The sequence below is a fragment of the Aeromonas sp. s3 genome (genome assembly GCF_040907805.1).
Lineage (GTDB): Bacteria > Pseudomonadota > Gammaproteobacteria > Enterobacterales > Aeromonadaceae > Aeromonas > Aeromonas dhakensis.
The window spans coordinates 1-12,819 of record NZ_JBFOCQ010000016.1 but is presented as its reverse complement, the minus strand read 5'-3'; the positions used below and the strand labels follow the sequence as shown (position 1 = coordinate 12,819).

The 12,819-nt window shown below is 62.7% G+C and carries 8 protein-coding genes and 1 tRNA gene; 5 read left to right on the top strand and 4 right to left on the bottom strand.

Translation table 11 applies throughout. The features are described 5' to 3' along the window. Positions 1–2: 2 nt before the first annotated feature. Positions 3–78: transfer RNA gene (locus AB5Y98_RS08330), tRNA-Thr, on the bottom strand. Between the two features lie 85 nt (positions 79–163). Then, positions 164–904, bottom strand: coding sequence for a phosphatase (locus AB5Y98_RS08325; protein ID WP_094698106.1), 741 nt, complete (start codon positions 902–904; stop codon positions 164–166). A 468-nt stretch (positions 905–1,372) separates the two neighbouring features. Between AB5Y98_RS08325 and AB5Y98_RS08320 the strand changes: the two genes are divergently transcribed. The 4 genes from AB5Y98_RS08320 (at position 1,373) to AB5Y98_RS08305 (ending at position 8,694) form a co-directional block, all read left to right on the top strand. Next, on the top strand, positions 1,373–2,026 hold the full coding sequence (locus AB5Y98_RS08320) for a TetR/AcrR family transcriptional regulator (RefSeq protein ID WP_005298722.1): 654 nt from the start codon (positions 1,373–1,375) through the stop codon (positions 2,024–2,026). A gap of 48 nt (positions 2,027–2,074) precedes the next feature. Continuing rightward, a complete protein-coding gene (locus AB5Y98_RS08315) occupies positions 2,075–4,399 on the top strand; it encodes an acyl-CoA dehydrogenase (protein WP_244365018.1) in 2,325 nt (774 codons plus the stop codon). Between the two features lie 170 nt (positions 4,400–4,569). Continuing rightward, positions 4,570–7,632, top strand: a complete 3,063-nt coding sequence (locus AB5Y98_RS08310; protein WP_368231713.1) for an efflux RND transporter permease subunit — start codon at positions 4,570–4,572, stop codon at positions 7,630–7,632. 15 nt (positions 7,633–7,647) lie between these two features. Further along, complete coding sequence (locus tag AB5Y98_RS08305) at positions 7,648–8,694, top strand: efflux RND transporter periplasmic adaptor subunit (protein ID WP_017785768.1); 1,047 nt, start codon at positions 7,648–7,650, stop codon at positions 8,692–8,694. Between the two features lie 66 nt (positions 8,695–8,760). On the opposite strand, the gene pyk is transcribed toward AB5Y98_RS08305, so the two are convergent. Further along, entirely contained in the window at positions 8,761–10,200 is a 1,440-nt protein-coding gene (gene pyk, locus AB5Y98_RS08300; RefSeq protein WP_005298729.1) for a pyruvate kinase, read from the bottom strand. A 163-nt stretch (positions 10,201–10,363) separates the two neighbouring features. Next, entirely contained in the window at positions 10,364–11,218 is an 855-nt protein-coding gene (locus AB5Y98_RS08295; protein ID WP_005298732.1) for a MurR/RpiR family transcriptional regulator, read from the bottom strand. Between the two features lie 349 nt (positions 11,219–11,567). Here AB5Y98_RS08295 and glk point away from each other — a divergent pair, with 349 nt between their 5' ends. Beyond that, the gene (glk, locus tag AB5Y98_RS08290; protein ID WP_042050465.1) at positions 11,568–12,536 is read left to right on the top strand and encodes a glucokinase; all 969 of its coding nucleotides are present in this window, start codon (positions 11,568–11,570) and stop codon (positions 12,534–12,536) included. Positions 12,537–12,819 lie beyond the last annotated feature (283 nt).

Genomic DNA, 12,819 nt, shown 5'->3' with positions numbered 1-12,819 from the left:
TCTGGTGCCGGTAACAGGAGTCGAACCTGCGACCTTCGCATTACGAATGCGCTGCTCTACCAACTGAGCTATACCGGCGTGCCACTAGATTCCTGAAAACCCGGGGGCAAGTCAATGAGCTGTACTCGGTTTTATGAGTGAGCTCATGGAGTTACGGTCAAGGTCAGAGGTCGGTGAACTCCGGAATATGGGCACGGCCGCGGCTTTCGAGAAAATCGAGCAGGGCGCGGGGGGAGCGCGCCAGGATCCGCTCTTCGGGGAAGCCGGCCTCGGTCACCAGCCGGTGGCAGTGCTCGAAATCCCCGAGGCTGAAGGCCACGTGGGAGTCGGAGCCGAAGGTGAGGTAGGCCCCCATGTCCCGCGCCGCCTCGACGATGGCGCGGCAGTTGCCTTCACTGCCCGGGCGGGAGTGGCTGAAGGAGGAGTTGTTGAGCTCCAGCGCTACCCGATACTCTGCCGCCGCCTTGACCACCGCCTGGATATCGATGGGGAAGGCGGGATTGCCGGGGTGGCTTATCATGTCGACCCGGCCGCTCTTAATGGCGTTGATCATGGCCTGGGTGTGGGTGGCCTGGTCGCAGGGGGGGAACACCGGTTCGTGAAAGCCCGCCATGATCATGTCGAGCCGCGACTCGTAGCGCTCGGGGAAGTCGATCTCGCCATCGATGTTCTTGATGTTGGCTTCGATGCCGCGCAGGATGCCGACCCCGTCGACCACCCGTGGCAATACGTGCAGGTTGACGAAGTGCCAGAAGTGGGGGGCATCCGCCATATCGGGGCCATGATCCGTGGTGGCGAACAGCTTGATCCCCTTTGCCTTCGCGATGGGCAGGTAGTCGTGAATGGTGCTGTAGGCGTGGGTGCTGGCGACGGTGTGGGTGTGGGTATCGACCGTGTACTTCATCTTATCTTCCCCTCTGGCGTGAGGGGCCAGCATAGCAAAGGCGGCGGGTCGAGACCATGTGGTGGCTTGTCATACTTTGTCACAAATTGAGGGCAGGTTGACAAAGTTTGAACACGCTTGGCAGCCATGATGGGTGTATCGATGAAAGCCTGAACTCGCATCGATGGGTTGGATCAGGATGGTGCAACCTCATTTCCCCGCCGTCGCGCCCTGCGACGGTTTTTTTTGCCCGTTTGCCAGCGTGCTGGATAGCAGCAGGGTAAAAAAATGCCCAACTAGCATGGAGCAGGTTGGGCGAGACTTAATGTTTAATTGCAGTGGCATAGATATAGAGTCCGATTCGTCCGTGAAGTTCCCGCCTTGTTCCCCATTTTCACGAAAAACATTTCACTAACACCTGTTCACATTCTCTTGACACAAAAGGTTGTGAAACGTACTTTTTAAACATTCGTTTAAGTGAGGTGTCCTGTGAGTAAAATCGATACCAAAAACCGCATTCTCGATGCCGCCGAGGTGTTGTTTGCCGAACGGGGGTTCGCCGATACCTCTTTGCGTCTGATCACCAGTGAGGCCGATGTCAACCTGGCCTCGGTGAACTATCACTTCGGCTCCAAGAAGGAGCTGATCCAGGCGGTGCTCGATCGCTATCTGAGCCTGTTCATGCCCGAGCTGGATGCACGCCTGCATACCCTGATGGCGCAAGAGCAGCTGACCCTGCTGCAAGTGTTCGAGAGTTTCGTCGACCCGCTGATGAAGCTGGTGGCGGTGCGCACCAACGGTCCGGCCATCTTCATGCAGCTGCTGGGACGCGGCTACATCGACAGCCAGGGTCACCTGCGCCGCTTCATCACCGCCCATTACGGCCCCATTTTGCAGCGGATCACCCAGGCCATCTCCAAGGCCAACCCGGAGTTGTCGCCGGCGGATCTGTTCTGGCGGCTGCACTTCACCCTGGGTACCGTCGTGTTCACCATGGCTTCGGCCGATGCGCTGCGCGACATTGCCCAGGCCGATTTCGGCCAGCAGCTCGATGTGGAGGGGCTGGTACGCAACGTCATTCCTTATCTGGCGTCCGGTGTCGGGGCGCCCGTGGAGTCGACCAGGCTCTCCCTGGCCGTGTAACAACCAACAATAAATCAACGGAAACAGTGAAATAGAAGGAACTTGAGTATGATCACATTGCTTATCCTGCTGGTGCTGGCGATAGCCGTCGTGCTCGGCGTGCCCTCCATCCGTAAAAAGGTGGTCACCCGCCCGGTGTTCGGCATCTTCAAGAAGATACTGCCGCCCTTGTCTGCCACCGAGCGGGAGGCCATGGAAGCCGGCTCCGTTTGGTGGGATGGGGAGCTGTTTCGCGGCAACCCCGACTGGAAAAAACTGCACGGCTACGGCAAGGCCGAACTGACCGCAGAGGAGCAGGCCTTCATCGACAACCAGGTCGAAACCCTGCTCGCCATGGTCGACGACTTCAAGATCGTCAACGAAACCAAGGATCTTCCGGAGCCGGTGTGGGACTATCTGAAGAAGGAAGGCTTCTTCTCCCTGATCATCCCGAAATCCTACGGCGGCCGTGAATTCTCCGCGATCGCCAACTCCACCATCGTCACCCGCATTGCCACCAAGAGCCTGAGCGTGGCGGTTACCGTCATGGTGCCGAACTCCCTCGGCCCGGGCGAGTTGCTGATGCACTACGGCACCCAGGCCCAGAAGGACTTCTGGCTGCCGGGGCTGGCTAACGGCAAGGAAGTGCCCTGTTTCGCCCTGACCGGGCCGGAAGCGGGCTCCGACGCTGGCGCCATTCCGGACAAGGGGATCGTCTGCAAGGGGATGCACAAGGGTGAAGAGGTGCTGGGTATTCGCCTCAACTGGAACAAGCGCTACATCACCCTGGCGCCGCGCGCTACAGTGCTGGGGCTGGCGTTCAAACTCTATGACCCGGAAAAACTGCTGGGTGACAAGGAAGAGCTCGGTATCACCTGCGCACTCATCCCCACTAGCCACCCGGGCGTGCGCGTCGGCGATCGCCACTACCCCATGGGGCTGGCGTTCCTGAACGGCCCGACCTTCGGCAAGGACGTGTTCATTCCGCTCGACTGGATCATCGGTGGCCCGGATTACGCCGGTCGCGGCTGGCGCATGCTGGTGGAATGCCTCTCCGCCGGGCGCGGCATCTCGCTGCCTGCCCTTGGCACCGCTTGCGGTCACATGGCGAGCCGCACCGTGGGGGCCTACTCCTACGTGCGCAAGCAGTTCGGCATGTCCATCGGCAAGTTTGAAGGGGTGCAGGAAGCGCTGGCTCGCATCGGCGGCCTCACCTATCAGCTGGAAGGGGCCCGTCGCATGACTGCAGGTTCCCTGGACTTGGGTCAGGCACCGGCCATCGTCACCGCGATTTCCAAGTACCACATGACCGAGATGGCGCGCCAGATCATGGATGACTCCATGGACATCCACGCCGGCCGTGCCATCCAGCTGGGCCCGAAAAACTACACCGGCTACGCCTACATGGGCATTCCGGTGGCGATCACGGTGGAAGGGGCCAACATCCTGACCCGCAACCTGATGATCTTCGGGCAGGGGGCCACCCGCTGCCACCCGTACGTGTTTGCCGAGCTGGAAGCGGCGGCCGACACCGACGTGGAGCGCGGCCTCGAGAAGTTTGACGCCCTGCTGATGAAGCACATCGCCTTTGGCGCCGGCAACTTCTTCGGTTCCCTGTTCCAGGGGCTGACCCTGGGCCAGTTCAACAATGCCCCGGTGGCCGGTGAAACCGCCCGCTACTACAAGCAGCTCTCTCGCATGAGTAAGGGGCTGGCCCTGTGCGCCGACGTCTCCATGCTGATGCTGGGTGGCGATCTCAAGCGCAAGGAGATGATCTCCGCCCGTCTGGGTGACGTGCTGAGTCACCTCTACCTGGCCTCTGCCACCCTCAAGCACTACGAGGATCAGGGCCGCATGGTCTCCGATCTGCCGTTCGTGCAGTACGCGGTGGAGCGCAACCTCTACCTGATTGGCAAGGCGTTCGAGGGCTTCTTCCAGAACTTCCCGAACAAGGTGGTGGGCGCCGTGCTCAAGCGGGTGGTGTTCCCGTTCGGCGTGGGTTACAAGATGCCGGCCGACGATCGCTGCCATGCCATCTGCCTGGCCATGATGAAGCCGGGCGAGTTCCGCGACCGTCTGACCGCGCTCTGCTATGTGGGCAAGGACGAGGCGGACCCGGTCGGCCTGATGGAGCGCGCTTTCCAGGCCATGGTCGCAGTGCAGCCCTACGAGAAGAAACTGGTGCAGGCCCAGAAAGAGGGCAAGCTGCCCCGCAAACTGGCGTTGCCGGAGCTGGTTGCTGCTGCCCTGTCCCAATCCATCCTGAGCAAGGACGAGGCGGACAAGCTGCTGGCCGCCGATGCCCTGCGCTACGAAGCGATCCAAGTGGACAACTTCGCCCCGGGCGAGCTGGAGGGGTTATCCCAGCAAAATCCGGTGGTGCACGCCGCCTGAGAGTGCACTCGCTCCTGAATCTGAAACCGGCCGATATGGCCGGTTTTTTTGTTTGTTAACCATGCATTTACAACCTCGATTAATTCCAGTTTAATGCAATGGCCCCCCACCCTTGGGGCAGGAAGCAAGGCCAGCGGAATGGCCGACAACAACAAACTCAGGAAGAGTGAATGAACCTCGCCAAAACGGCGATCGAACGTCCCATCTGGGTGGCGGTCTCGATCGTGCTGATTTTTCTGCTGGGCCTGCTTAGCATCCGGGGGCTGCCGATCCAGCTGTTTCCCGACATCGATCGCCCGCACCTCAACATCTCGGTGGACTGGCGCTCGGCCTCACCCCAGGAGATGGAGTCGGAGATAACCGACCCCATCGAGCAGGAGATGCAGGGGGTGCAGGGGCTCAAGAACCTCACCAGCAACAGCTTCCCCGGCTTCACCGAGATCGATCTGGAGTTTGCCCTCGGCACCGACATGCAGCGGGCCCAGCTTGACGTCATCTCCCGCCTGAACCGGGTCTCCGGCCTGCCGGACAAGATTGGCGGTCCCTACGTCAACAACTACAGCAGCAACGACACCCTCACCTTCTTCTTCATCCAGCAGCTGCCCGGCGCCAAGGGGCCGATCGACGATCACCAGGCGTTGATCGAGGCGCGGATAAAACCCGAGCTGGAGCGCATTCCCGGGGTGTCGACGGTCGACATCCAGGGGATCAACGAGCGCCAGATCCAGATCCGCTTCGACCCCTACCGCGCCGCCGAGCTGGGGGTGGAGATCCCGGTGCTGGCCAGCCGGGCCAGCACCGGTTGGGATGTCTCCGCCGGCACCCTCGACATCGGCCGCTGGGAGTACAAGCTGCGCTTTGCCGGCCGCTACGACGTGGCGACCCTGGGAGACAAGGTGGTGGACTGGCGCGACGGCCTGCCCATCTATCTGCGGGACGTGGCGGAGATCCAGCTGGCCCGGGAGGAGAACCCGGTGCTGCGCATCCAGAACGGCAACACCGCCATCGCGGCGCAGATCTTCAAGGAGAGTGGGGCCAACGCCCTGGCGGCGCTGGAGGCGATCAAGCTCAAGGTGGGCGAGCTCAACCGCGAGGTGCTGGAGCCGGTCGGTCTGCACATGGAGCAGTCGTTCGACGCCTCCCTCTACATCAACCGGGCGGTGAGCATGGTGACCGCCAACCTGGGGCTCGGCGTGCTGCTCTCCTGCGCCATCCTCTGGGTCTTTCTGCGCCGGCTCAAGGCGACCCTGATGATCGCGATCGCCATCCCCATCAGCATCATGCTCACCTTCTGTCTGCTCAAGGTGCTGGGACGCACCCTCAACGTCATCTCGCTGGCGGGCATCGCCTTTGCGGTCGGCATGGTGCTCGATGCCGCCATCGTGGTGCTGGAGAGCATCTATCGGCGCCACGAGCGAGGGGATCTCAGCAAGGGGGAGGCGGCGCTGGAAGGTGCCAGCCGGGTGTGGACCGCCCTGGTGGCCTCCACCCTGACCACGGTCGCCATCTTCCTGCCGGTGCTGCTGCTCAATGACGTGGAGGGGCAGCTGTTTGCAGACCTTGCGCTCACCATCGCCTGCGCGGTGACCGTCTCCATGCTGGTGGCGGTGACCGTGCTGCCGGCGGTGGCGGCGCGCTGGATGGGGCGCGAGCGGCTGACTGACCCCTATGAGGCGCTGTGGCAGGGCACCACCCGCCACGTGATCCGCTGGACTGCGACGCCCCGCCGGCGCTGGACCGTCATCACCCTGATGATGAGCCTGCCGGCGCTGGCGACCTGGGCCCTGCTGCCGAAGATGGACTACCTGCCGGACGTGAAGCGCGACGCGGTGGATGTCTGGATGAATTTCACCCCGGGCTTCAACCTCAAGGCCCAGCGCGAGGAGGTGATCGACACGCTCATCGCCAGGCTGGATCCCTACATGAAGGGGGAGCAGGAGCCGGCCCTCAAGAACTACTACATATTGCGTTACCCGGGCGGTGCCCAGATCGGGGTGCGACCGAAAGAGGAGGACCAGATCAAGGTGCTGGAGCAGTTGCTGATGAAGCAGTTGCTGGTGGGCATCCCAGATACCCAGGTGTTTGGCGGTCAGGGGTCGCTGTTCGGCGGCTTTGACAGCGAGAACGGCATCTCCCTGCTGCTGCAGGGGGGCGATCTGGCCGAGCTCTATCGGGCGGCGCGGGCCGCCATGGCCATCGTCAAGCAGGATCTGCCGGGGGCCCAGGTCAGGCCGCAGCCGGATCTCGATTTCACCGCCCCCGAGCTGCGGCTGATGCCGCAGGACCGGCGCCTCGCCGAGGTGGGCTGGGATCGCACCCCCATGCCCGCCATCATCCAGACCTTCGGAGACGGGCTGCGGGTTGGCGAGTATTTCGACGGGGAGGAGCGGCTCGACATCATGTTGATGGGGCAGACCTCGGCCAACCCGGATGAACTCAAGGCGGTGCCGCTGGCGACCCCGTCCGGGCGCATCGTACCGCTCGGCGAGCTGCTACGGGTGGAGCACGACATGGGGCCGGCCAGCATCTTTCGGGCTGACGGGCGGCGCAGCATCAGCCTCCAGATCTCGCCCCCGGCGGGGATGAGCATGGAGCAGGTGCTGGACACCCTGCAGAGCAAGAGTTTTGCCGCCATCCGGCCGCTGCTGCCGGCCGGCGGCGAGCTGCGGGTCTCCGGCAATGCCGACAGCCTGCAGCAGGCGCTCAGCAACCTGGGGGCCATCTTCCTGTTTGCGGTGATGATCCTGCTGATCCTGTTGTGGGGGGTCTTTGCCTCCCTCAAGGATGCCGTGCTGGTGCTGCTGACCCTGCCGCTCGCCACCGTCGGCGGCGTGCTGGCGCTGCACCTGAGCGGGCTGCTGGTGCCGCTGCCGATGGATCTGCTGACCATCATCGGTTTCGTCATCCTGCTGGGGCTGGTGGTCAACAACGCCATCCTGCTGGTGCACCAGACCCGCACGGCGGAGCGGGAGGGGATGAGCCGCCAGCAGGCGGTGGCCGATGCCCTGCAAAGCCGGATGCGTCCCATCGCCATGACCAGCCTCACCAGCATCTTCGGCATGCTGCCGCTGATGCTGAGCCCGAGCGAGGGCAGCGAAATCTACCGGGGGCTGGCCACCGTCATCGTTGGCGGCATGAGTTGCAGTACCCTGTTTACCCTGGTCCTGTTGCCCGCCTTCCTGCGGCTGGGTGAGCGGGTCGACGTGCCGCAGGCCATTCGGCAGCGGGCCTGAGCAAGGAGCTCATCGATGACACGAGTTTTTACAAGGATGGTTGTGGGCGCGGCGCTGCTGGCGGGGGGCGTGTTCCCCGCGCTGGCACAGGGCAAGATGGTGACCCTGGCGGACGTGACCCGGGGGGAGGCGGCGGCCAGCATCTGGGTCAGCGGTACGGTGGCGAGCCGCCAGCAGGCGGCGCTCAGCGCCGAGGTGAGCGGCCGGGTGGAGTGGATCGCCGAGTTCGGCAGCCGGGTCAGCAAGGGGGATGAGCTGCTGCGCCTCGACAGCGCGGCGCTGCGGCTCTCGCTGGAGCAGGCCCAGGCCGAGCAGGCCAAGTGGGAGAGCAACGTGCGCTTTGCCCGCGCCGAGTTTGGCCGGCTGGCGACTCTGCATCGCCAGAAGAGCGCCTCCCAGAGCCAGTACGACAAGGCGCGCTACGACGTGGAGCAGGCTGAACTGGCCGAGCGGCTGGCGCGGGTGCAGGTGCGCCAGATTGAGGAGCAGCTGCGCAGAAGCCACATCTTCGCGCCGTTCGACGGGGTGGTGAACAACCACTTCATCCAGCCGGGGGAACATGTGGATGCCGGCGAACAGGCGCTGGAGCTGGTCAACCCCGATCAGCCCGACATCCGCCTGCAGGCCCCCATCGTCTGGGCCGGCCAGCTGGCGCCCCAGACCCGGCTGCGAGTGGAAGGGGATCAGCTCAGCGGCCACGGGGTCTACTACCAGCGGGCGGCCAGCGCCGATCCCAAGTCGCGCCTCATCGAACTGCGCCTCAAGCCGGAGGGGGGGCGTTTCATCATCGGCTCGCCGGTGCGGGTGGCGTTGCCGCTGGCGGAGCAGCAGACCATGCTGCTGCCGCGCGATGCCCTGGTGCTCAACACCGAGGGGAGCGTGGTCTATCAGGTGGAGCAGCATGGCGAGGAGCTCAAGGTGAACCGGGTGCCGGTGACCGTGCTGTTCGGCGACAGCCGGCAGGTGGCGGTGAGCGGGGCGCTCAAGCAGGGTGACAGGGTGGTGGTGCGCGGCGCCGGCAGCCTGCAGGATGGCGACAAGGTGGAGCTGTTTCGCGGCTGATATTGCTTGGTCACCATGAAAAACGGCTCCCGCGGGAGCCGTTTTTGTTGCTGGCAGGAGGAGCGATTACTCGACCATCATCACCTTGCAGGTGTTGGTGCTGCCGACGGTTTCCATCTTGTCGCCGTGGGTGAGCAACACCATGTCGCCGCTTTGCAGCAGCCCCTTGGCCTTGAGCACGTCCAGCGCATCGCGGCACACTTCGTAGACCGGCTTGGTCTCATCGCCGTCAAACAGCACAGGGGTGACGCCGCGGTAGAGGTTGGTCCAGGCCAGGGTCTTGTTGTGCGGTGACAGGGCGAAGATCGGCAGGCCGGAGCTGATACGGGACATCAGCAGCGGGGTAGTGCCAGACTCGGTCAGCGCCACGATCGCCTTGACTCCTTCCAGGTGGTTGGCCGCATACATGGTGGACATGGCGACCGCCTCTTCCACCGAGGTGAAGGTGTAGCTCATGCGGTGGTTGGAGACGTTCAGGCTCGGGTGCTTCTCGGCGCCCACGCAGACGCTGGCCATGGAGGTAACGGTCTCGATGGGGAACTGGCCGGCGGCGGTCTCGGCGGAGAGCATCACCGCATCGGTTCCGTCCAGCACGGCGTTGGCCACGTCCATCACTTCGGCACGGGTCGGCAGCGGCGCATTGATCATCGACTCCATCATCTGGGTCGCGGTGATGACCACCCGGTTCAGGCGACGGGAGTGGCGAATGAGCTTCTTCTGCACGCCGACCAGCTCGGGATCGCCTATTTCGACGCCCAAGTCACCACGAGCCACCATGACGGCATCGGAGCCGAGGATGATGTCTTCCATCGCCTCGTCGGTGGCGACAGTCTCGGCGCGCTCGACCTTGGCCACGATCTTGGCGTTGGAGCCGGCTTCGCGGGCCAGCTCGCGGGCGTAGCGCAGGTCATCGCCGCAGCGGGGGAAGGAGACGGCCAGATAGTCCACGTTCATGCGGGCGGCGGTCTTGATGTCTTCCTTGTCCTTCTCGGTCAGCGCCGGGGCGGAGAGGCCGCCACCCTTCTTGTTGATACCCTTGTTGTTGGAGAGCGGACCGGCCACGGTGACCGTGGTGTGGATGCGGGTGCCTTCGACCTGCTCCACTTTCAGTTGCACGCGGCCGTCGTCCAGCAGCAGGATGTCGCCGGGCACCACGTCATTGGGCAGGCTCTTGTAGTCGATGCCGACCTGCTCCTGGCAGCCTTCACCCTTGCCAAGGGCGGCGTCGAGGATGAATTTGTCGCCGATGGCCAGATAGATCTTGCCGTCCTTGAAGGTGGAAACGCGGATCTTGGGGCCCTGCAGGTCGCCCATGATGGCGACGTGACGGCCCAGCTTGGCGGCGATGTCACGCACCTGGTTGGCGCGCAGGATGTGGTCTTCAGCAGTGCCGTGGGAGAAGTTCATCCGCACCATGTCGGCACCGGCACGGATGATCCCCTCGAGGATCCCTTCGCGATCGGTGGCCGGACCGAGTGTGGTTACAATCTTTGTACGTCTTGGCATGAAAGACTCCAGTTTTGAAGTTGATATGACTTGAGATACTGCCCCGTCAAGCGCATGACCCATTGCACCCGCTTGCAAGCCATCTGGGTGGCTTTTGTTACTAAATTACAATACTACACCAAGGAAGGTGGCAGAGACAGCCGGGGGCCGGGGCCCCCGTTGTTCACGAAGAGTGGGGTGTATCAAAGCGGGATTCGCGCAAACCTTCTTTGACTTTCTTCAGGTTTTCGCGAAATTTCATGCCGCGGCGCAGGGTGAAACCGGTTGCCAGCACGTCCACCAGGGCGAGCTGGGCGATGCGCGAAGCCATCGGCATGTAGACGTCGGTGTCTTCCGGCACGTCCATGGAGAGCACCAGGTTGCACTCGCGCGCCAGCGGGGAGTCCTTGGCGGTCATGCCGATGACGGTGGCGTCGTTTTCACGGGCCAGCGCGGCAATCTCCACCAGCGCCTTGGTGCGGCCGGTGTGGGAGATGAGCACCACCACGTCCCCTTCGCTGCTGTTGATGCAGCTCATGCGCATCATGACGATGTCGTCGAAGCTCACCACCGGGATGTTGAAGCGGAAGAACTTGTTCTGGGCATCGCGGGCGACGGCGGAGGAGGCCCCAAGGCCGAAGAAGCTGATCTTCTTGGACTGGGTCAGGATGTCGACGCAGCGATTGATGGCCGAGATGTCCAGGCTGTTCTTGGCGGCATCGAGGCAGGCCATGGTGGATTCGAAGATCTTGGCGGTATAGGTATCGGGCCCGTCTTCTGCCTCCACGTGGCGGTTCACATAGGGTGTGCCGTTGGCCAGGCTCTGGGCCAGATGCAGTTTGAAATCGGGAAAGCCCTTGGTATCGAGCCGGCGACAGAAACGGTTGACGGTCGGTTCACTGACGTCAGCCATCTTGGCGAGGGTGGCGATACTGGAGTGGATGGCCGTCTGTGGGGAGGCCAGGATGACCTCGGCGACTTTACGCTCTGATTTACTGAAACTTTCCAAATTATTAGTAATTTTATCAAGGGTATTCATCATCACCACCAGGCGTTTTTGTAATTTAGCTTCAGTGTCTTTGCACTGAATTCATGGCTAAGCAGGTTTCCAATCAACTTGATGACTATACAAGACAAGCTCTTATCGAAACTAATCTCGGCCCTGCAAAGTATGACTCATGTCTAATTATTTCGTTGTTTTGGTTACAAACTTCCAGTCATTCCGTGAAAGCGCTTACAAATGTTGCAAAGCAACAACACTGTGAGCGGGCGCACAGTTGCACCCATCAAACGCGCCGCAAGGGGAGGGGCTCGGGTAGAATTGGCACCAAATAATAAGTGCGGGACGGTAATGGCCGCCCCGACCCCAGTAACGAAGGAGTTGTTTTATGCAGCATACCCATGCGCTGGTCGGCGACGTAGGCGGCACCAATGCCCGGTTGGCCCTGTGCGAGCTGGCAACCGGCACCATTTCCCGGGCCAAGACCTATTCCGGGCTGGCCCATCCCACTCTCGAAGCCGTGGTTCGCCTCTATCTGGATGAGCACAAGGTGCAGGTGAGCGAAGCCTGCATCGCCATCGCCTGCCCCATCAACGGCGACTGGGTCGCCATGACCAACCACAGCTGGGAGTTCTCCATCAGCGAGATGCAGGCCAGTCTGGGGCTGACCCGACTGCAGGTGATCAACGATTTTACCGCCGTCTCCATGGCGGTGCCCGTGCTGGGGGAGAGCGATCGCATCCAGCTGGGTGGCGCGGCCCCAGTCGCCGGCAAGCCCATCGCCATCTACGGGGCCGGCACCGGCCTTGGCGTCGCCCACCTGGTGCAGGCGGGTGAGCAGTGGCTGAGCCTGCCGGGCGAAGGCGGTCACGTGGACTTTGCCGCCAACAGCGAAGAGGAGGATGCGGTGCTGCAGGTGATGCGCGCCGAGTTGGGCCACGTCTCGGCCGAGCGGCTGCTCTCCGGCCCCGGCCTCGTCAACATCTACCGTGGTCTGGTGAAGTCCGATGGCCGCGAGCCGCAGGCGTTCGAACCCAAAGACATCACCGAGCGCGCGCTGGCGGGCGAGTGCCTGGACTGCCGTCGCACCTTGAGCCTGTTCTGCGTGCTGATGGGCCGTTTTGCCGGCAACCTGGCGCTCAACATGGGCACCTTCGGCGGCGTCTACATCGCCGGTGGCATAGTGCCGCGCTTCCAGGAGTTCTTCATCGGCTCGGGTTTTCGGGTGGCCTTCGAGGACAAGGGGCGTTTCAAATCCTATCTCAAGGATATCCCGGTCTTCCTTATCACCCATGAAGGGCCGGGCCTGCTCGGTGCCGGTGCCTATCTGCGCCAGTCGCTGGGCATCAAGTTGTAAGCAACGACAGGGCTGGTGACGCAATGGCCATGGTTCAGCCTTGATTCAGTGACCATGGCGTAGAGTGTCCCTACGTACTCAAGAAGAGAAGGCGCCATAAGGAATTGGGATTTCTCTTCATCCGCTGGGTGCGTTTGTCACCTGACAAGCCTGAACTGTTTCACCGGCCCTTGCGGCCGGTTTTTTTATGCCCGCCGTTTACTGCCGGCCTGTTGTGCTGGCGATGGCGGCAGCCAGGTCTGTGTGAGGTGGTAGGGCCACAATGCAGTGCGCCTGCCAGCTG